Origin of the sequence: Arthrobacter sp. (assembly GCF_031179385.1) — a bacterium.
Classification (GTDB): domain Bacteria; phylum Actinomycetota; class Actinomycetes; order Actinomycetales; family Micrococcaceae; genus Arthrobacter_D.
Genome location: NZ_JAPSHV010000002.1, coordinates 81,393 through 100,671, shown reverse-complemented (window position 1 = coordinate 100,671; position 19,279 = coordinate 81,393). Strand labels below are relative to the sequence as shown.

Annotated in this window: 18 protein-coding genes; 5 read left to right on the top strand and 13 right to left on the bottom strand. The window is 63.7% G+C overall.

Annotated features, from left to right (window positions below; all coding sequences use genetic code 11):
• The 5 genes from RIF85_RS01010 to RIF85_RS00990 all read right to left on the bottom strand — a co-directional run.
• The coding region (locus RIF85_RS01010; protein ID WP_309070034.1) for an LCP family protein at positions 1-524 on the bottom strand (524 nt) is incomplete at its 3' end.
• 115 nt (positions 525-639) lie between these two features.
• Positions 640-1,569: a GTPase Era gene (gene era, locus RIF85_RS01005; RefSeq protein WP_309070033.1), complete on the bottom strand. Its 930-nt coding sequence runs from the start codon at positions 1,567-1,569 to the stop codon at positions 640-642.
• Complete coding sequence (locus tag RIF85_RS01000) at positions 1,566-2,885, bottom strand: hemolysin family protein (RefSeq protein ID WP_309070032.1); 1,320 nt, start codon at positions 2,883-2,885, stop codon at positions 1,566-1,568. Before RIF85_RS01000 ends, era begins: the two co-directional genes overlap by 4 nt.
• 31 nt (positions 2,886-2,916) lie before the next feature.
• Complete coding sequence (ybeY, locus tag RIF85_RS00995) at positions 2,917-3,390, bottom strand: rRNA maturation RNase YbeY (RefSeq protein ID WP_309070031.1); 474 nt, start codon at positions 3,388-3,390, stop codon at positions 2,917-2,919.
• Complete coding sequence (locus tag RIF85_RS00990; protein WP_309070030.1) at positions 3,380-4,426, bottom strand: PhoH family protein; 1,047 nt, start codon at positions 4,424-4,426, stop codon at positions 3,380-3,382. Before RIF85_RS00990 ends, ybeY begins: the two co-directional genes overlap by 11 nt.
• Before the next feature lie 374 nt (positions 4,427-4,800).
• Between RIF85_RS00990 and RIF85_RS00985 the strand changes: the two genes are divergently transcribed.
• The gene (locus RIF85_RS00985) at positions 4,801-5,763 is read left to right on the top strand and encodes a GerMN domain-containing protein (protein WP_309070029.1); all 963 of its coding nucleotides are present in this window, start codon (positions 4,801-4,803) and stop codon (positions 5,761-5,763) included.
• Positions 5,764-5,800: 37 nt separating this feature from the next.
• On the opposite strand, the gene RIF85_RS00980 is transcribed toward RIF85_RS00985, so the two are convergent.
• The 3 genes from RIF85_RS00980 to hrcA form a co-directional block, all read right to left on the bottom strand.
• Entirely contained in the window at positions 5,801-6,556 is a 756-nt protein-coding gene (locus tag RIF85_RS00980) for a 16S rRNA (uracil(1498)-N(3))-methyltransferase (RefSeq protein WP_309070028.1), read from the bottom strand.
• Between the two features lie 13 nt (positions 6,557-6,569).
• Positions 6,570-7,697 carry a molecular chaperone DnaJ gene (gene dnaJ / locus RIF85_RS00975; RefSeq protein WP_309070027.1) on the bottom strand — a complete coding sequence of 376 codons (1,128 nt, stop codon included), beginning with the start codon at positions 7,695-7,697 and terminating at the stop codon, positions 6,570-6,572.
• A gap of 66 nt (positions 7,698-7,763) precedes the next feature.
• A complete protein-coding gene (gene hrcA / locus RIF85_RS00970; RefSeq protein WP_309070026.1) occupies positions 7,764-8,780 on the bottom strand; it encodes a heat-inducible transcriptional repressor HrcA in 1,017 nt (338 codons plus the stop codon).
• A gap of 145 nt (positions 8,781-8,925) precedes the next feature.
• Between hrcA and RIF85_RS00965 the strand changes: the two genes are divergently transcribed.
• Together RIF85_RS00965 and RIF85_RS00960 are read left to right on the top strand one after the other, a co-directional pair.
• Entirely contained in the window at positions 8,926-9,777 is an 852-nt protein-coding gene (locus RIF85_RS00965) for a DUF3097 domain-containing protein (RefSeq protein ID WP_309070025.1), read from the top strand.
• Between the two features lie 116 nt (positions 9,778-9,893).
• A complete protein-coding gene (locus RIF85_RS00960; RefSeq protein ID WP_309070024.1) occupies positions 9,894-10,325 on the top strand; it encodes a DUF4870 domain-containing protein in 432 nt (143 codons plus the stop codon).
• 4 nt (positions 10,326-10,329) lie between these two features.
• Here the strand turns inward: RIF85_RS00960 and hemW are convergent, their stop codons facing one another.
• Together hemW and lepA are read right to left on the bottom strand one after the other, a co-directional pair.
• On the bottom strand, positions 10,330-11,559 hold the full coding sequence (hemW, locus tag RIF85_RS00955) for a radical SAM family heme chaperone HemW (RefSeq protein ID WP_309070023.1): 1,230 nt from the start codon (positions 11,557-11,559) through the stop codon (positions 10,330-10,332).
• A 27-nt stretch (positions 11,560-11,586) separates the two neighbouring features.
• Positions 11,587-13,440 carry a translation elongation factor 4 gene (lepA, locus tag RIF85_RS00950; protein ID WP_309070022.1) on the bottom strand — a complete coding sequence of 618 codons (1,854 nt, stop codon included), beginning with the start codon at positions 13,438-13,440 and terminating at the stop codon, positions 11,587-11,589.
• A gap of 141 nt (positions 13,441-13,581) precedes the next feature.
• On the opposite strand from lepA, the gene RIF85_RS00945 reads away from it, so the two are divergent.
• Entirely contained in the window at positions 13,582-14,124 is a 543-nt protein-coding gene (locus RIF85_RS00945; RefSeq protein ID WP_309070021.1) for a type II toxin-antitoxin system PemK/MazF family toxin, read from the top strand.
• 202 nt (positions 14,125-14,326) lie between these two features.
• Entirely contained in the window at positions 14,327-14,590 is a 264-nt protein-coding gene (gene rpsT / locus RIF85_RS00940; protein WP_309070020.1) for a 30S ribosomal protein S20, read from the top strand.
• A gap of 104 nt (positions 14,591-14,694) precedes the next feature.
• On the opposite strand, the gene holA is transcribed toward rpsT, so the two are convergent.
• The 3 genes from holA to RIF85_RS00925 form a co-directional block, all read right to left on the bottom strand.
• A complete protein-coding gene (gene holA, locus RIF85_RS00935) occupies positions 14,695-15,747 on the bottom strand; it encodes a DNA polymerase III subunit delta (RefSeq protein WP_375164372.1) in 1,053 nt (350 codons plus the stop codon).
• A 21-nt stretch (positions 15,748-15,768) separates the two neighbouring features.
• Positions 15,769-18,147, bottom strand: a complete 2,379-nt coding sequence (locus tag RIF85_RS00930) for a ComEC/Rec2 family competence protein (RefSeq protein WP_309070018.1) — start codon at positions 18,145-18,147, stop codon at positions 15,769-15,771.
• 223 nt (positions 18,148-18,370) lie between these two features.
• Positions 18,371-19,246, bottom strand: a complete 876-nt coding sequence (locus RIF85_RS00925; protein ID WP_309070017.1) for a ComEA family DNA-binding protein — start codon at positions 19,244-19,246, stop codon at positions 18,371-18,373.
• Positions 19,247-19,279 lie beyond the last annotated feature (33 nt).

The following is a 19,279-nucleotide window of genomic DNA, read 5'->3' as shown; positions in this document are numbered from 1 at the left end:
ATGGCTGCAACGGTGCAACCCGGTCCACCGTTGGCCAGTGAACTGTTCAGCTGCCCCAACGCCATGGCATCGCTAGCGGCACCGGTCTCCGGGTTGTGGCACCCCGGCAGCGGCACCAGCAGGTCGCGCGGGAAGGAGACCATCGTTACGTTGCTGCGGTCTGCGGACATGGTCATGAGCATCATGACATCCGCCTGACCTTCGGCATCCTCCGGCTCCGTATCCCCGCCTTGACCCGTTCGGGTATCGCTGCCGATGATGAGGATCTGCACAGGGTCGCGGCTCAGGTCGACCGGCAGCTGCGTCTCGCCGTCCGTCGACAGATTGAGCGGCTCGGTAGCAACGTTCCCCTGAAGGCGAACCACCGAAAAAGCCACGAATCCTACGACCGCCACAAGCGCGGCGACGAGGGAGATCGCGACGATCTGCAGGACACGCGGACGTCCCCTGCCGAGGTGCCGGCCGCCCGTCCCCAGACGTATGCCATCCGGAGAGCCAGGACGCCCGCCGCCGGATTCACTCATGACCCTCGGCCCTTTCGAGTTGGTTCGATCTCTTGCCGCCCCCAGGGAGGCATCTGTAGGTCAACGAGCAGCGGTCGCCCGTAGTGCCCGAAAATACTGCAACCACTACGGACGGCTAAAAGCCGAGCTTAACGAGTTGCTTCGGGTCGCGCTGCCAGTCCTTCGCGATCTTCACGTGCAAGTCGAGGTATACCCTCGTGCCGAGCAGCGCTTCGATCCCCTTCCGTGCGGCCGTCCCAACCTCGCGCAGGCGCGCGCCTCCCTTGCCGATCACAATGGCCTTCTGTGAGGGGCGCTCGACATACAGGTTCACGCGCACATCAAGCAGTGGGTTGTCCTCCGGCCGGCCTTCGCGCGGAACGATCTCCTCAACAACGACGGCGAGAGAATGCGGGAGCTCATCGCGCACTCCCTCAAGGGCTGCTTCCCGGACGAGTTCGGCGACCATGACGGCCTCCGGCTCGTCGGTCAGCTCACCATCGGGGTACAGCGGCGGAGATTCCGGCATGTGGGTCGCGAAAACGTCGGCAACGGTGGACACCTGGTACCCGTCGACGGCGGACACAGGCACCACATCCGCCCAACCGTCCTCGCCAAGCACCTCGCGGCCGAGCTCAGCCACCGCAAGCAGTTGGCGTGCCAGCGCCTCCTTGCTGACGAGGTCAGCTTTTGTAACGACGGCGATAACGGGCTTGCGCTTGAGCTGCGCCAGTTGGGCTGAGATATAGCGGTCACCGGGACCGATCTGCTCATTGGCAGGAAGGCAGAATCCGATGGCGTCAACCTCGGCGAGAGTGTCGGCAACAAGATCGTTGAGGCGCTGTCCCAAAAGCGTGCGGGGCCGGTGCAGGCCCGGCGTGTCGACAAGGATGAGCTGGGCATCCTCACGGTGCACAATGCCGCGAATGGTGTGGCGCGTTGTCTGGGGTTTGGCCGAGGTGATGGCCACCTTGTGGCCGACGAGCGCATTGGTCAGGGTCGACTTGCCTGCATTGGGACGGCCTACCAGCGAGATGAATCCCGCGCGGTATTGCTGGGTGCTCATTTGTTATCCACCGTTTCCCTCGAACCTTCATTGAACTGGTCTGCGTGGTCGTCGCTTTCCGACTGCCGCTCGACCTTCCATGCGAGTAGATGCGAGACACGGTTACGCCGTCCTTCGACGCGTTCCGCGCGCAGAGCAATGTCGCCCACCCGCACTTCACTGCCGACGATCGGCACACGACCAAGCGTTTTTGCGAGCAGGCCACCGACAGTGTCCACCTCGTCATCCTCGAGATCTATGTCGAAGAGTTCGCCAAGGTCATCGATGCTCATCCGCGCGCTGACGCGGAACCCGCCCTCTGGAAGCTCCTCCATCTCGGGGACTTCCGAATCGTACTCGTCGACGATCTCGCCCACGATTTCCTCGATGAGGTCCTCGAGAGTCACGAGACCCGCCGTACCCCCGTACTCGTCAATGACAATCGCAACGTGGGTCGACTCACGCTGCAGTTCCTGCAGGAAGTCGCTGACCGGCTTGGACTCGGGAACGTACCGGACATCGCGGCAAACGTCATCGACAGGATCCTGATCATCGTGGTTCTGGGCGTTCAGTACCGCAACGACGTCCTTGAGGTACAAAATGCCCCGAACGTCGTCAGCGTTGTCCCCAATGACCGGCACACGGGAGTATCCCGAACGCAGGAACAGCGACATCGCCTGGCGAAGGGTCGATCCAGCTTCGATCGAGACCATGTCCGTACGGGGCACCATCACCGAGCGCACCTTGGTGTCACCGAGCTCGAAAACCGAGTGAATGAGTTCAGCTTCGCTGTCTTCGATCATCTCCGCCTCATTCGCCCGCGAGAGGAGCGCGCGGAATTCTTCCTCGGTGAAGAATGCAGCCTCGGCACGCGCCGAACCGGGAGAAAGTGCGCTTCCGACACCGACGAGCCAGCGAGGGATGGGTCCAAGCACGACCCGCAGCACACCTACGAGATGTGCGGTCACCGGTACGAGCGTCGCAGCGTGTGTCCTGCCGAGCTGGCGGGGTGAAACCCCCACGAGGACAAAACCCAGGCCCGCCATTGTGACGGTAGCCAGGAGCCCGGCAATCCAGATGTTGTCCAGCACGTCGGCGAACAGGAGCGCCACCGCTACAGCGGCAGCCATCTCGAACCAGACACGCCAGAACCGCAGCGCGTGCATATGCGACACGGGCGAGTCGAGGATGCGCTGGACGTACTTGCCTCTCGGCCCGTGGAGATGCGCTTCCGCTTCCTGGCGGGAAAGAAAACTGAAGGCCGCTTCAGCAGCGGTGACCAGCGCTGCAATCAGCACAAATACGATTGCCATCAGCGCCAGCAGGAAGACGATCATGGTCGGAACTGCTTCATCGCTCTGTGCGCGGTCACCGCGTGGTTTCCCGCGGGGCGGCACCGCCAAGGAAGTCGGCCAGAAGCTGCCGCTGGAGACCGAACATCTCTTTCTCCTCTTCGGGTTCCGCGTGGTCGAAACCCAGCAGGTGGAGCATGCCGTGTGTGGTGAGCAGGAGAAGCTCCTCATTCATGCTGTGCCCGGCGTTGTCCGCCTGAGTGCGGGCCACTTCAGGACAGAGGACGACGTCGCCGAGGATGCCTGACGCAGTTGGCCGCGCGGCGGTGCCGGGACGCAGCTCGTCCATGGGAAAGGACAAAACGTCCGTGGGTCCCGGCTCGTCCATCCATTCGATGTGGAGCTTCTCCATGGCCTCGATGTCGACCAGGATGATCGACAGCTCTGATTCGGGGTGCACGAAAAGACGCTCCAGCACGTGGCGACCGAGCCGGACCAGTGCCTCGTCGTCGACCTCGACTCCGGACTCGTTATTGACCTCAATGCTCATTGCGGCCAGCCTTTCCGGTATTCCGGCGGCCGTTCAGCGACGCGCGTTGCGACTCGTCCCATTTGCTGTAGGCGGAGACGATGTCGCCGACCAGACGATGCCTTACGACGTCGGTGGCATCCAGGCGGGAAAATGCGACGTCGTCGACACCCTGCAGGATCTCACTGACTACCCGGAGGCCCGAGCTGGTGCCGCCCGGCAGGTCAACCTGGGTCACGTCGCCCGTGACTACCATGCGCGATCCGAAACCAAGCCGCGTCAGGAACATCTTCATCTGCTCAGGCGTGGTGTTCTGCGCCTCGTCGAGAATGATGAACGCGTCATTCAAAGTCCGGCCACGCATGTAGGCAAGGGGTGCCACTTCGATGGTTCCGGCAGCCATGAGGCGGGGAATCGAGTCCGGATCCATCATGTCGTGGAGCGCGTCATAGAGCGGACGCAAGTAGGGGTCGATCTTGTCGTTGAGCGTGCCCGGCAGGAAGCCCAATCGTTCCCCGGCCTCCACTGCGGGACGGGTGAGGATGATTCGGTTGACTTCTTTGTGCTGCAAGGCCTGAACAGCCTTGGCCATTGCCAGGTAGGTCTTGCCTGTACCCGCCGGGCCGATGCCGAAGACGATGGTGTGCGCGTCGATCGCTTCGACATAATTCTTCTGGTTGACTGTCTTGGGCCGGATGGTGCGGCCGCGCGACGAGAGAATGTTCATTGACAGGATCTCGGCCGGCTTCGCTGCACCCTGCGTCTTCAGCATGAACAGCAGCTGCTCGAGCACCTGCGCGGTTACCGGCGTCTGGTTTGCAGCAAGAGTGCGTACCTCACCGATCAGGCGCTCGGTGCGCCCAACGTCGGTCGCGGGACCCGTGATGGACAGTTCATTGCCGCGGACGTGCAGCTTGACGCCGGGAAACGCCCCTTCGATCATGGCAAGGGCCTCGTCGTTGGCGCCCAGGGCCTGCACCATCTGGTCGGCGGAATCGAATTGAATGACCCGGCTGTCCAGGCCGGCGGCCCCCATACCCACTGCGGAATCGGTCATAGTAGCGGCCCTTGAGCCTTCCATCTCTCCTTGTGTATGCCGGATCTTCCGGTGATCTACTGGTCCAGGCCTGCGAATAAGCCTCCTACAAGCGTACCGCCGCAGCCCTGCCACCGCTTGCGTGATGCAGGCCGATCATTCCCGGGGGTCCGAAAGGGTGAAGATCTCAGGAACGCAACGGCCCGATATCAATCGCGTTTCAGTCAGGCGGCGATTCGGGAAAACCGCACAGTAGCGGCCAGCACCTATGCCAAGCTGGATTGTGCTGCTCGCTGCGGCACCGGATGCTTCCGCGGCATTGCCGATTGTTGAAACAACAGCGGTGCTGCACCTATGCATTTTCATAACTTTGGATGAGAGGAGACGCCGAACACATGGCCGCCACTCCTCCTTCCGGAAACCGAACTCCAGGCCGCCATTGGAAGGGATCCATCGTCGTTGCAGCGGCGCTCTGCCTCCAGGCCTGCACCATCGGAGGACCGGCAGAGCCCACCTCGGAGCTGGGGACAGAGGCGGAGTTGCTCCTGGAATCGACTGCCAGCATGCCCGAGTTGGACGTGCAGAGCCCGACAGCCACCGACTCCGACGAACTCCTTCCCGTCTACTGGTTGGGAAGTGCGAACGGACTCCTCTACCGCGAGTTCCTGCCCGGTGAGTCCTCCGGGGATCCGATCGCTGACGCAGTCTGGGCAATGACAAGTTCGGAACCGCTCGACGACGACTACTACAGCCCCTGGCTGGAAGCATCTGCGGTCAATACATCGATCTCGCCTGACAACGTCATCACCGTCGACATCTCGTCAGACTCATTCGCCGCTGGAATCGGTGCTGATGTTGCCGGACGTGCTGTGCAGCAGCTTGTGTACACCGCGACAGCCGCGGCAGCCAACTCAGGGCTGATCATCAGTGGCAGTCCCAGCAGCGTGCGGCTGCTGGTGGACGGGAAGGCCGGCTACAAGGCGTTCGGCCATATCGAGCTGGGGTCTGTTCTTCAACGCGACGTGAGTGCTATTGCTCCCGTTTGGATCATCAATCCGCAGGACAGTTCCCTCAAAAACGACCGGACGGTCATCGTCCAAGGGAGCACCACGACAACTGATCCGAGCCTCGATTGGCGGATCCGCCGGGTGAATGCAGGCGGTGTTTTCACGGAGGATGTGGTCGCTGGATCCGTTCCCGTCGAGGCGGGCACGGGTGCCGTCGGACTCTATGAATTCAGCGTCTCCCTGGAGGAGGGGACATACCTTGTCGAGGTGTACGAATCGACGGGAGCCGACCCGGGCGAAGGGCCTGCCGCTGACACCATTGCAGATGACAAGCTGGTCAGCATCCGCTGACCAGCTTCAACAGCAGTGGCCCTTTGCCAGCGGCCTATTACCAGCGGCCCAGGAGCTGATTCAGGACGGCAATCGCCGCAGGTCCGGCGGTCGAGGCTCGCAGGACGTTGGTTCCCAACTGCACGGGAACGGCCCCGTGTTCCTCGAACAGGGTCACCTCCTGCGGGCTCACACCCCCTTCGGGCCCCACGATCACCGCCACTGTTCCCGTGTGATCCTCGGACCGGCGGTTCCAATAGCTCGCAAGGGAAATTCGCCCTTCCTCATGCAGCAGGACCGGGTGCGCTACATCGGCGAGCCAACGCCCCAGGCCCCTGCTGTCCACTGTGTCGAGGACCTCGGGCACACGGGTACGCCGGCTTTGCTTCGACGCTGCACGGACGACGGATTCCCACTTCGCCTGCCCTTTCACTGCTTTGTCTGCGCGCCACCTCACGATGCTTCGGTCCGCTTGCCACGGAACGACCGCGTCGACGCCAAGCTCGGTTGCGGCCTCGACTGCCATCTCGGCCCGATCACCCTTGGCAAGAGCCTGCACCAGGACGATGCGGGTCGCCGGCAGCGGTTCGAAGGAAACCGTATCCACTGTCATGACGACGGCCGCGCCGGACACATCGACGACGGTACAGCCCAGGCGGTTTCCCTCGCCGTCCAAGAGGTCCACCGTCTCACCGGCCACCACGCGTTTCACGGTGGCTGCATGGTGCGCTTCCGTTCCTCGCAGTGTGATGCTGCCGCCGGCAACGGCGGCCTGAACCTCCGCAGGATCGCCGAAGTATGCCTGGTTGGTCATGGTTCTCTACCGGTCAGAGGTTGCCGAGGCGCTCGCGCAGCCGGGCGAAGACTCCTGATCCGCTGCTTGCCAGCTGCCCCTCGGTGAACTGCTCACCACGCATTTCCGCGAGGCGTCGAAGCAGCTCTTCCTGGGCTGCATCAAGGTTCCGTGGAGTTTCGACGCTCAGGTGCACGAGAAGGTCTCCCCTGCCGTATCCCCGCAGATGTGTGACGCCGAGGCCCTTGAGCGTGATCACTTCTCCGGATTGGGTTCCCGGTTTGATGGTCAGTTCCTGGTCCCCGTCGAAGCTGGTCATCGTCACGGTGGTGCCAAGCGCCGCCGCTGTCATTGGCACGCTCAGGGTCGCGTGCAGGTCATCTCCTTCGCGGAGGAAGGTGGGATCGCTGTTGACCCGGATCTCGACGTACAGATCACCCTGCGGTCCTCCTGCAGTGCCCGCTTCACCCTGTCCGGCAAGCTGGATCCGCGTACCGGTGGCTACACCTGCGGGAACCTTGATGGTAAGACTGCGGCGGGAACGGATGCGCCCGTCGCCATTGCATTCGTTGCACGGATGGGGAATGACGGTGCCGTAGCCCTGGCAAGTGCCGCAGGTCGCCGTCGTCATGACCTGGCCCAGGATCGACCGGACCGCGCGCTGCACCTGCCCGGAGCCACCACAGATATCGCAAGTCTTCGGAGATGTGCCCGGCTGGGTGCACGATCCGTCGCAGGTGGGGCACACCGCAGCGGAGTCCACCTCGATCTTCTTGTTGGTGCCGAAGACGGCGTCCTTGAGATCAATGCGGACGGCTATGAGTGCGTCCTGTCCGCGCTGGGTCCGCGACGGCGGACCGCTGGGGCCGCCGCCTCCGAAGAAGGTCTCGAAGATGTCCTGGAATGCGAATCCGGGGCCGGCATAACCGCCGCCGAAGCCGTTATCCGTTCCGTTCTCGTTTCCGGTGGTGTCATAGACGCGCCGCTTCTGCGGATCAGAGAGAACTTCATAGGCGCGGGTCACCAGCTTGAATTCCTCAGCTGCTTCCGGCCCGGAGTTGACGTCCGGATGAAGTTTGCGGGCCAGCTTCCGGTAAGCCTTCTTGATCTCTTCGCCACTGGCGTCGCGTGCAACACCTAGGACCTCGTAGTGATTACTCACTCCTGCACATCACTTCCTGTAATCTCACCGCGCGAGCGGCTCTGGTTCAAGGGGTCCGTCATCCGTTCATGACTCATCGAGGATGCGGGAAAGGTAACGGGCCACCGCCCTGACGGCGGCCATGGTGGTGGGGTAGTCCATTCTGGTGGGTCCGAGGACTCCCACCTTGGCAAGGGCGTCCGGCCCGTATCCCGTGGCGATCACCGAGGCCTCTGCAAGGCCACCGTACGGGTTTTCACGACCAATGCGGACGGAAACGCCGAGGGCATCCTGCTCCATTTCGGAGAGCAGCCGAAGCATGACCACCTGTTCCTCGAGGGCCTCCAGCACAGGGCCGATGGTCAACGGGAAGTCCAGTGTTGAGCGGGCAAGGTTGGCCGTTCCGGCCATGACGATCCGATCTTCCCGGTTCGCGGCGGAGAGATGTTCCAGGCCGTGCGCCAGTGCCTGGCCCAGCGACTGGAGTGCGGGCGGCAGCTCTGCCACACAGGACGCCAGTTCCGAGGGAAGCGACGGTAGGCGCACTCCCGACACTTTGGTCAGGAAGCGCTGACGCAGATCGGCCAATTCATTCTCATTTGCGTCGGCAGGGACGGGCACGACCCGCTGCTGCACCGCCCCGTTGGTGGAAATGAGCACCACCAGCACGCGACCAGGCGCGAGCAGTACCAGCTCGATGTGGCGGACGGACGCTGCGCCCAGATGTGGGTATTGAACGACGGCGACCTGATTGGTCAGCTGTGCGAGGAGCCTTACCGTGCGGTCCAGGACGTCGTCCAGGTCATCGGCACTTTCCAGAAGGGCACGGATGGCACGCTTCTCAGGCGCGGACAACGGCTTCACTTCAGCGATGCGGTCGACGAACAGCCGGTAACCCTTGTCAGTGGGAATGCGGCCGGAACTGGTGTGCGGGGCGGTAATGAGGCCTTCCTCTTCGAGGAGCGCCATATCATTGCGGATGGTGGCCGAGGACACGCCGAGCTGGTGCCGCTCAACCAGGGCCTTGGACCCTACCGGCTCACGGGAATGGACGTAATCCTCGACGATGGCACGCAGGACTTCAAGCCGCCTGGGCTCGCTCATATTCACCTCCGATATACCGCATTGCCCACTCAACGAGTTAGCACTCAACACGCCTAAGTGCCAAGTCTAATACGATCGCTGCGATTGTTAGCATTGGCACTGCCTGTTCCAGCGGGCAGGGATTTGCGGAAGCGAGCGAAATCACATGTCGTATCACCAGTGGGGCGCACAGGACATTTCCCGGCCCCGACGCGTCGTCCTTGAGAAGGTTGAGGCGCGTCCGGGCATCGTTTTAGAGGACGTTCAAAGCGGGTTCGTCGGCGAGATACTTCGTACTGAGAAGTCCGGCGGTATGCATGTCATGATCCTCGAGGACCGCCGCGGCAAACGGCGGACCTTTCCCCTGGGATTCGGTTTTCACCACGAGGGCTCCCCCGTCGAGATGGTTCCCGCGCTGCAGCGCACCGCAACGCCCCAGCGCACAGCCTCGGGCTCGGTCCGCGTCACCGGCCAGCGTGCCCGAACAGCCCGCGCGAGCAGAATCTGGGTCGAGGGCAAACACGATGCGGAGCTGGTCGAGAAGGTGTGGGGCGATGATCTGCGGGTTGAGGGCATCGTCGTCGAGCCCTTGCACGGGGTCGATGACCTGGCAGGGGCGGTCCGTGACTTCGCTCCCTCACCCGGAAGGCGCCTCGGTATCCTCGTTGATCACCTTCTGCCCGGAACCAAGGAAGCTCGAATCGCCGAACAGGCCATGAAAGTGAGCGGTGCAGCGCTCAATGTGTTGATTGTGGGGCACCCCTACGTCGATGTGTGGCAGGCAGTGAAACCGCGTGCTCTCGGATTGGAGGCGTGGCCCGTCATTCCCCGCGGAGAGGACTGGAAAACAGGGATACTGACGCGGCTGAACTGGCCGTGCTCCTCCCAGGCGGATATCGCCAACGGCTGGAAGCGCATTCTGAGCGGCGTAAACACCTACGCGGACCTCGAACCCTCTCTGCTGGCCCGGGTCGAAGAGGTCATCGACTTCCTTACCGCGCCGGGGCCGAACGCGTAGCCCCAGCATCGCTGTAAGTCGTGAGAACTGCACGGGCACGCTTCACCCAGTACCCTTAGACAGTAAGTTCTGCGCGGAATGCGCGGTGAAGCCCTATCAGTCCGAAGGAATTTTCGTTGTCCAACAGCGCTAATCGGCGCGGTGTCGCACAGACTCCTCCCGCCTCCCAGGACAGAACTACGGCCTTCCAGGGTGCCAGTCCAAGCGCTCCCGCGCTGACTCCCTCCGAGGATCGCCAGTGGGCGACCCTCGCCCATTTTCTCGGGATCCTGGGGTTTGTGCCGTCTCTGGTTATCTTCCTCATCTATCGGGACCGGGGGCCCTTCACGGAGCAGGAATCGAAGGAAGCCTTCAACTTCACTTTCCCGCCGAGCATCCTCGCAGCCGTATGCCTGCTGCTGTCCCTGCTCCCGGGCATTGGGGGGCTTTTCGCCGTCCTGAACGCCCTCATCTGGGTTACGCTCGCGGCCTTCTCGGTGGCAGCCGGCATCCATGTGAACCGCGGCAGGCCTTACCAGTACCCCTTCAATCTCCGGATCTTCCACTAGGACGTCAGTCCGGCAACAGGCGACGGACCACGCCATCGGCTAGTAGCCGCCCGCGATCACTCAGGATTACGGCGCCCTTGAACGCCGCCACAGGGTCGATGAGACCATCAGCTATCAGCCCTGCTACAGCCCTGCGTCCCGGGGATTGCAGGTTCTCCGTCGGGTAACCATCAGCAAGCCGGATGCGAAGCAGAACGTCCTCAACGTAGCGGGCGTCCTTGTCCAGAACTTCACGTCCGGCCGCGGGCGACTCGCCTGCCGCAAGTCTCTGAGCATAAGCGGCAGGATGCTTGACGTTCCACCAACGGGTCCCCCCGATATGTGAATGCGCGCCCGGCCCTGCTCCCCACCAGTCATGGCCTTTCCAGTACGCGATGTTGTGGCGGCACTGATCCTCACCGGAGCGGGCCCAGTTACTTACCTCGTACCACGCCATTCCGGCCGACTTGAGCAGGGTGTCGGCGAGTTCGTACTTGTCGGCGTGGTCGTCGTCGTCGACCATGGGCACCTGACTGCGCCGGATACGGCGGGCCAGCGCGGTGCCGTCCTCGATGATGAGGGCATAAGCGGACAGATGATCCGGTTCGAGGGCAAGCGCCGCTTCCAGGGACGTCCGCCAGTCCTGAAGGTCCTCGCCCGGTGTGCCGTAGATCAGATCCAGGCTCACCTTGAGCCCGGCAGCACGCGCCCACTCGACGGCAAGGGGGACCCGCGCCGGCGAGTGGGTTCGGTCCAGCACCGCGAGAACGTGGGGCACAGCGGATTGCATGCCGAATGACACGCGGGTGAAACCTGCACGCGCCAGTTCCTCGAGGGATTCAGGCGTGACGGAGTCGGGATTGGCCTCGATCGTCACCTCGGCTCCCGGTGCCAGGCCCCAGATGTCGACGGCGGTGCGGAGTACCCGTGCCAGGTCCGCCGAGGGCAGGAGCGTGGGTGTCCCTCCGCCGAAGAAGACTGTGCTCAGCGGGCGGTCGGCAACACCTGAAGCGGCAAGCGCTCCGGCCGCAAACTGGAGCTCCTGCTGCACCGTGAACGCGTAATTGGCCTGCGACGCTCCCCCACCGAGTTCAGCGGCGGTGTACGTGTTGAAATCGCAGTACCCGCAGCGAACAGCGCAGAAGGGGATGTGAACGTACAGGCCGAAATCACGCTCGGCGGAGCCGGCTGCCGCGGTGGGCGGCAGAGCGCCGTCGGATGGAGCGGGGTCGCCGAGAGGCAGCGCGCTAGGCATTGGCGCTCCGGAAACCAGATACTGCTGTCACTTCTTCGCTTTGTCCTTGGACTCATCCGACGACAACGCGGCAATGAACGCTTCCTGGGGGACTTCCACGCGCCCCACCATCTTCATGCGCTTCTTACCCTCTTTCTGCTTTTCGAGCAGTTTGCGCTTTCGGGTGATGTCACCGCCGTAGCACTTGGCCAAGACGTCCTTCCGGATAGCCCGGATGTTCTCCCTCGCGATGATGCGCGCGCCGATGGCCGCCTGAATGGGAACCTCAAACTGCTGACGCGGGATCAGTTCACGCAGTTTCCCCGTCATCATGACGCCGTAGGCATATGCCTTGTCCCGGTGGGTGATGGCGGAGAAGGCATCAACCTGCTCGCCTTGGAGCATGATGTCCACTTTGACCAGGTCGGCCACCTGGTCGCCGTCGGCCTTCCAATCCAGAGAGGCGTACCCGCGGGTCCTGGACTTCAGCATGTCGAAGAAGTCGAAGACGATCTCCGCCAGCGGGAGCCGGTACCGGATTTCCACCCGGTCTTCGGAGAGGTAATCCATTCCGCCCATGACACCACGCCTGCTCTGGCACAGTTCCATAATGGTGCCCACGAATTCGTTGGGCGCAAGGATGGTCGCCGAAACCATCGGCTCCCGGACTTCGGCGATCTTGCCGACGGGGTATTCGCTCGGGTTGGTGACGTGAACTACGTTCTTGTCCTCGAGCGTGACCTCGTATTCCACGTTCGGTGCCGTCGAGATCAGGCTGAGGTTGTACTCGCGTTCGAGTCGCTCACGGGTAATTTCCAGGTGAAGCAGGCCGAGGAAACCCACTCGGAAACCGAAGCCCAGAGCAGCGGAGGTCTCCGGTTCATAGACCAGGGCGGCATCATTGAGCATCAGCTTTTCCAGAGCGTCACGAAGCACTGGATAATCCGCCCCTTCGAGGGGGTACAGACCCGAGAAGACCATAGGCTTTGCGTCCGCGTAACCGGCCAGCGACTCCGTCGCGGGCTTCGCGAAATTGGTGACGGTGTCGCCGACCTTGGACTGGCGAACGTCCTTCACGCCGGTGATGAGATAGCCCACCTCACCTACGCCCAGGCCCTTGGACGGTGTGGGCTCCGGCGAGCTGACTCCGATCTCAAGGAGTTCGTGAGTAGCACGGGTGGACATCATCTGAATGCGTTCACGGGGGCTGAGCTGTCCATCGACGACCCGGACATACGTCACGACGCCCCGGTAGGTGTCATATACAGAATCAAAGATCATGGCCCGGGCAGGCGCGCTTGCGTCTCCGACGGGAGAGGGAAGATCCCTGACGATCTTGTCCAGCAACGCCTCTACGCCGACGCCTGTCTTGCCGGACACCAGCAACACATCCTCCGGATCCCCGCCGATCAGGTTGGCCAGTTCCGCAGCATACTTCTCCGGCTGGGCGGCCGGAAGGTCGATCTTGTTGAGCACCGGAATGATTGTGAGGTCGTTCTCCATGGCGAGGTACAGGTTCGCCAGTGTCTGGGCCTCAATCCCCTGGGCAGCATCAACCAGCAGGATTGCTCCCTCACACGCTGCAAGGGACCGCGACACCTCGTATGTGAAGTCAACGTGTCCAGGAGTGTCAATCATGTTGAGCGCATAGCTCACGCCGTCGAGTTCCCAGGGCAGCCTGACCGCCTGGGATTTGATGGTGATGCCGCGCTCCCGCTCAATGTCCATGCGGTCCAGATACTGTGCCTTCATATCGCGCTGCTCCACCACGCCGGTGAGCTGAAGCATGCGGTCCGCCAGTGTGGACTTGCCGTGGTCAATATGGGCGATGATGCAGAAGTTCCTGATGATCGCGGGATCCGTGGCAGCGGGCACCGGAGCGGTGCGGGCCATGGGAGACACTCGGTACCTCTTACTTTGTGGGACTGTTCGGGGAATTCCGTGCAGGGACGAGGACGCTGGGTCCGGACCCCTGGGAATGTGCAGCTTCCATTGTCCCATGGGGAACTCTCGAGCCCGCAATCTGGCGGGTACGCTGGCCCTATGGCTTCCCTTGGACCCTCCCTGATGCGTTTGGCCGGGGCCGCATTGAAGGCGCTGGCTGCCCGTTCGACGCATTCACCCCGTCCGGCCCGAAGCGGACATCCTGCCGGGCGTGACCGTGCTCCTCAGCGTGAGCCACTGCGGGACCGCCCACGGAAGAAAGCCGCACCCGCTTCGATTGGCGCTTACAACCCGCAGCCCGGTGACACTGCCGATCCCGGCGAAATCGTCTGGACGTGGGTGCCGTATGAGGACGATCCTCAGCAGGGCAAGGACCGGCCGGTGCTGGTCATCGGGCACGACGGCGCCACGCTGCTCGCACTCATGCTCACCTCACGAGACCGGAATAATGCCGAAAGCAGGCATGAAGGGTACGTGGATATCGGAAGCGGGCCCTGGGACAGCAAGGGCAGACCGAGTGAGGTGTACCTGGAGCGTCTGCTGAAGATCCGTCCTGAGGATGTCCGGCGCATCGGTGCAACCCTCGACCGCCCGCTCTTCGACCGCGTCATGTCCCGATTGGATGGATCACCCAATCAGTGACAGTCTCAGGTAGAGATGAGCGAACCGCCGATGACGGCTGGGGCGCGAGGGGGGCGCGAGTTCTGGTAGCCTATATAGCTGTGTGTCCGCGCAGGTCGACGGGCACTTCGGCTCGGTCGCCACGGTATCCCCACGCCGCTCAGTCTTAGGCCGCACCGAAAATCCCTCACGACCAGTCCGCAATACAAAGAGAGTCTTATACGTGGCAAATATCAAGTCCCAGAAGAAGCGCATTCTCACCAATGAGAAGGCTCGTCAGCGCAACAACTCGGTCAAGTCCGAGCTGAAGACCGCTATCCGCGCCGTCAACACCGCGGTGGAGTCCACCGACAAGGACGCCGCAGTGGCCGCGCTCGCCGTTGCCAGCCGCAAGCTGGATAAGGCTGTGAGCAAGGGTGTTCTTCACAAGAACAACGCAGCGAACCGCAAGTCGGGAATTGCCAAGCGGGTTAACAACCTCGGCTAATTGCCTTCAGAGCTTCATACGGTGATGGTCGGTCCCACGGGACCGGCCATCACCCTTTAACCGACGGGCACTTCGACCGGGGATCGGAAGGGGCAGGATCAGCGTCACCGGCCGGTTGCGGTTCCTCCCAGCGCGATAGCTGTGACCGCCCGCTCCACAGCGTAGATCGGATCGCGTGCCTCCCCCTTGACCTGGGCATCAGCCTCGGCCAGGACTTGGATGCAGTGATTGAGCCCCTCGGGTGACCAGCGCTGGGCTTCCCGCCTTGCCTGGTCTACCTGCCACGGTGCCATACCCAATTCTTTAGCGAGCTGTGCAGAGCTACCCCTGACTCCATAGACCTTCGCCACCGCTCGGAGTTTCATCGCGAGTGCGGCTAGCAGCGGCACGGGGTCTGCTCCGCTCGAGAGCGCGTGCCGGAGCATCGCCAATGCCTGTCCCCCGCGTCCTGCAAGGGCAGCATCGGCTACCTTGAAGCCGGTGGCTTCGATCCGGCCACCATAGTATTTCTCCACCGTTTCAGTGGAGATCACGCCATCCGAATCTGAGGCAAGCTGATGGCATGCTGCTGCCAGCTCCGACAGGCTCGATCCCACTGCGGCGACGAGGGCCCGCACCGCATCAGGTTCGATCCGGCGCCGCGCATTGCGGAACTCCGCGGTAGCGAAGTCGACCTTGTCAGAGTCCTTTTTCAGCGGCTGGCACTCAACGACGACAGCTTTCCCACTCTTCAGCGAGTCGAGCAGCTTTTTGCCGCGCGTACCACCCGCATGGTGCATGACCAGCACCACGTCCGGCGCCGGGTTGGAGACATACTCGAGCGCGTCCTGCAGGAACGCATCGTTCATCTGCGCCAGGCCGCGAGCTTCAATGATCTGCGTGCCGCCGAACAGCGACGGGCTCCCCAGCATGATCAACGATCCGGGCTCGTACTGCGCCGCATCCAGGCGGACGGTCTCGGCATCGGGTTCCGTCTCGCGCGTGCGCCGGCGCACCGACTCAAAGCCGCGGGCGGCAAGGTATTCCTCTGGACCGAGCAAGAGAACAACGGGAGCCGGACCGACGTCGCGCCAGCTCGAAGTAGCCGAACCTGCAGGGCTTGGGGACACGGACGGGGCTCCTGATCGACGAGGAATGGGCAGGGTCAACTCTGCCATGGGGGTGATGAGCATCCAAGCTCATCGTGACCCACGGACCTGAAGGGAATCACCGTCGGTCCTGATGAGTATGGTTCCGGCCAGGTCTGTCCTGGCGACATATGCGCCGGAGCCCTCCAGTGCCGCGAGCGTTTCCTGGTGGGGGTGCCCGTAATCGTTCCGGCGCCCGGCGGAGATGAGTGCAACGCGAGGGCTCAGGGACTCGATGATCGCCGTGCCGCCGTTCCTGGCGCCATGGTGCGCAACCTTTAGGACGTCAATTCCCTCGGCACTGAGCGCGGGCTGATCCCGGAGGAGGCGATTGGCCGCGTCTTCCTCAAGGTCGCCGGTGAACAGGATGCGAAGGTCGCTGGTTCCGGAGCGTCCATGCACCGTGGCCAGTACGACGGCGGAGGCATCGTTTTCGGATGCTGCAAAGTTTCCGGGTGCCGGCCACAGGACCGACCATTCCACATCTCCCGTAGTTCCTGCGGTTCCGGCGGTCGCGGGCGCGACCGTGGTTCCGGCGTGCGCGCTCACCTGCTGCACGCTCTCGGGCAGCGTCTCCTCAGTTGTGGAGTAGAGCAGCCGAGACACCGAGCGGTCCGCGAATACTCCTGCCACTCCGCCGTAGTGGTCCTCATGGAGGTGTGTGAGCACCAGCAGGTCCACAGTGTCCACCCGGAGATGATCAAGGCAGGCGTCCATGGGACCCGCTTCCGGGCCGGCGTCGAATACTATGGCGCTACCAGGCCCCGTCCGCACCGCCAGTCCGTCACCCTGGCCGACGTCGCATGCAGCGACCGTCCAATCTTCCGGCCCGTGGCCGCGCACACCATTCCACACCAGGATGCCCACGACGCCGGCGATACACCCGGCGGCGACCCAGGCTACTGGCGTCAGCTGCGGGATCAGCCTTCCTCCCCTCCTGCCGGACTTCATCGGGGGTGCCCCGCGCGCACGGATTCTCGCATGCGTGCTGTGGCACGTCGCGCGCACCCACGTGAGCATGTCCGGTCCCCGCACCACGACCGCCAGCACGACGGCGCTCCCCAGTGCAGACAGGAGCGCTCCCCCGGTGCCGGACGGCCATGGTATGGACGCGTGCGGGGCGGCGGCGAAGAACCTGGCGATCTGCGCCACCCCGGCGGCCGCCCACGCAGCGCCGAGGGCAAACGGCAGAGCCGCCCCTGGTGCCAGGGCCACCAGGACAACGGAGACCATGCCGGCGATGGTGATGAACGGCACAAGCGGTGACGCCGCGATATTCGCCGGCAGCGAGTACGTCGGCAGGCTCGGCTGGATGAGGGCCAGGACCGGCGAGCAGAAAAGCTGGGCAGCCAGGGGAACAGCGACGAGCTGGGCAACCGAGGGCGCCAGAAACGCTCCCAGCTGCGACGCCAGGAGAGGGCCGACCAGCACGAGCCCGCAGGTCGCCGCGACCGACAGGATGAACGCGTACTCCACGCTGAGCCAGGGGTCCACTGTGAGGAGGGCCGCTATCGACAGGAACAGCAGCGTCATCGACAGGCGTCCACGGCCCGTCAAGACAGCCAACACTCCGATGGCTCCCATGACAGCCGCCCTGAGAACGCTGGGCTCGGGCCTGACCAGCAGGACGAATCCTACGAGGGCTGTAATACCGGCAACCGCGGCTGTCCATCGCGGCAGCCTGCATGCCCGGCAGAGGATAAAAACGAACGCCAGCACGTAGCTGCAGTTAGCCCCGGAGACTGCCGTGAGATGAGTCAGCCCGGTCGCTTTCATCGTATCGACGAGTTGCTGGCTCACGGACGCCCGGGCTCCTATCACCATGCCCGGCATCAATCCGTCGTCGGGTGCTCCGGTGGAGGCGGAGAGCGCGAGAAAACGCTCCCTCAGCTCTTCGATGAGCGACTCCGCTCCGGGCTGCTCCGGGATCAGGTCAGGGCTGGTCGAGGCAATGAGCAGCGCCCCTGCCCGATCTCCCGGGTCTGTTGCCAGCGGCTTTCCTGCCGTACGCAGCTGATCCCCATGCTTGACGGAGCTCCATTCATTGCCGCCCAGCACTATTACGGGCGTATCTGCCGTGAACCGGAATCCCCCGGACGTGCCTTCGAGAAGGTCGGCTTCAAGGATCCAGCGGGGTGCGCCGTCCTGGGCATCGGCGGATATTTCCTGTGCATCAGAGGTGGCACGGAGGTTTACGGTGATGTGGGTCTGAGCCGCAATGGCAGCGGCCAGCGGGGCAGAGGAGCGATGTGCAACGTGCGCGGCTGTGGGGATGCTCACCATTGCGGCCGCTGCAAGGGCGACAAGCGGCATCAGTACAACCGGGCTGTTGTTTCGACTGCAGACGGCGATGGTGACGAACGTGAGGGCGCCGAGCGCAAGCATGAGGCCCAGCAGAAGGCCCGCCTGCGCGTCGAGCCTGATGGCCACGGCCGCAGCGGCCCATGCGCAGCCAGCGGCGGGTAGGAGTCGAAGGTCCCGAGCGGGACTCTTGGCGGCTTCGTGGCGGACCGGCCTGCGGCAGACAGTTACGCCGATGCGACGCCCGCCGTTCCGTTTCAGGGGTGCGGCTGGTACGGGCGGTGATGGTTTCCCAGCCGCGGCAGCCGACCGTACTAGATGCGCCCATCCTGCGGAAGTTGTACCGGGCATATCAGACTGTCACCAGGGGAAGCAATGACTCAAGCATCGCCGGTCCAATACCGGGAACCGCGTCAAGGTCCTCTGCACGCGCGAAGGGCCCGTGCTGGGCGCGCCATTCCACGATGCGCTCAGCCAGGACCGGCCCGACCCTGGGGAGTTCCTCGAGGTCAGTGGCGCCGGCCGTATTGAGGTTGACAAGCCCGCCGGCGGTTTCAGCGTCCGGTGCCGGAAGCGCGCCGACCGGCGGCGCCTCCCCCACGCGAGGAATCATGATCTGCTGCCCGTCCTGCACCACGGCGGCCAGATTGACAGCCGCCAGCTCAGCTTCGGGCACCGCGCCGCCCGCCTTCTCGAGTACTTCGAAAACCCTTGCACCCGCTGCGATTTCCACCACGCCGGGCGTCCGGACTGCACCGGCAACATGAACAACGACAGTTGCGGTCTGCGCGCCCTGTGCATGAGGCGTCGACGGCTTATCCGCCCGCTCAACGGCGGGAGCGGTGCCTTCCTCCGCGACGGGAACACCCGGCTCGGCGGCAGTACTTGAGGAGGCGGGGGGATCGATCGGGACAACCTCGCCGGGAGTCCGGTCAGCGCTCACAAACTGCCAGCCTCCGACCGCGAGGGCGCAGCCTGCCGCCAGCAACGCGGCCCGTCGCGTGGCTGCCCAACGTCTACCGCTTGGCGGTCGCCGGCGTGCCGCGGTGGCGTCCGGGTCAGGCGGACCACTGTCGCTGAGTTCGACGCTGTGCAGGTCCCCGTCGTCATCACCGTTGACCGCCTCGATCCCCGCCGGCTGTGACCCTGCACGCTTGAGGTTGAGGACGCGTTCCAACCGGTCCGAGCCCTGGAGATGCTCCCCCGTCGCCCAGCGGTGCCTTGCCATGCAACCAGCGTATGAACGCCCGGCTGGGCGGGG

Coding starts and splice junctions, on each gene's coding strand:
- era (WP_309070033.1), bottom strand. CDS start 1,569: ATGAGCACCCAGCAATACCGCGCGGGATTCATCTCGCTGGTAGGCCGT.
- RIF85_RS01000 (WP_309070032.1), bottom strand. CDS start 2,885: ATGATCGTCTTCCTGCTGGCGCTGATGGCAATCGTATTTGTGCTGATT.
- ybeY (WP_309070031.1), bottom strand. CDS start 3,390: ATGAGCATTGAGGTCAATAACGAGTCCGGAGTCGAGGTCGACGACGAG.
- RIF85_RS00990 (WP_309070030.1), bottom strand. CDS start 4,426: ATGACCGATTCCGCAGTGGGTATGGGGGCCGCCGGCCTGGACAGCCGG.
- RIF85_RS00985 (WP_309070029.1), top strand. CDS start 4,801: ATGGCCGCCACTCCTCCTTCCGGAAACCGAACTCCAGGCCGCCATTGG.
- RIF85_RS00980 (WP_309070028.1), bottom strand. CDS start 6,556: ATGACCAACCAGGCATACTTCGGCGATCCTGCGGAGGTTCAGGCCGCC.
- hrcA (WP_309070026.1), bottom strand. CDS start 8,780: ATGAGCGAGCCCAGGCGGCTTGAAGTCCTGCGTGCCATCGTCGAGGAT.
- RIF85_RS00965 (WP_309070025.1), top strand. CDS start 8,926: ATGTCGTATCACCAGTGGGGCGCACAGGACATTTCCCGGCCCCGACGC.
- hemW (WP_309070023.1), bottom strand. CDS start 11,559: ATGCCTAGCGCGCTGCCTCTCGGCGACCCCGCTCCATCCGACGGCGCT.
- RIF85_RS00945 (WP_309070021.1), top strand. CDS start 13,582: ATGGCTTCCCTTGGACCCTCCCTGATGCGTTTGGCCGGGGCCGCATTG.
- holA (WP_375164372.1), bottom strand. CDS start 15,747: ATGGCAGAGTTGACCCTGCCCATTCCTCGTCGATCAGGAGCCCCGTCC.
- RIF85_RS00925 (WP_309070017.1), bottom strand. CDS start 19,246: ATGGCAAGGCACCGCTGGGCGACGGGGGAGCATCTCCAGGGCTCGGAC.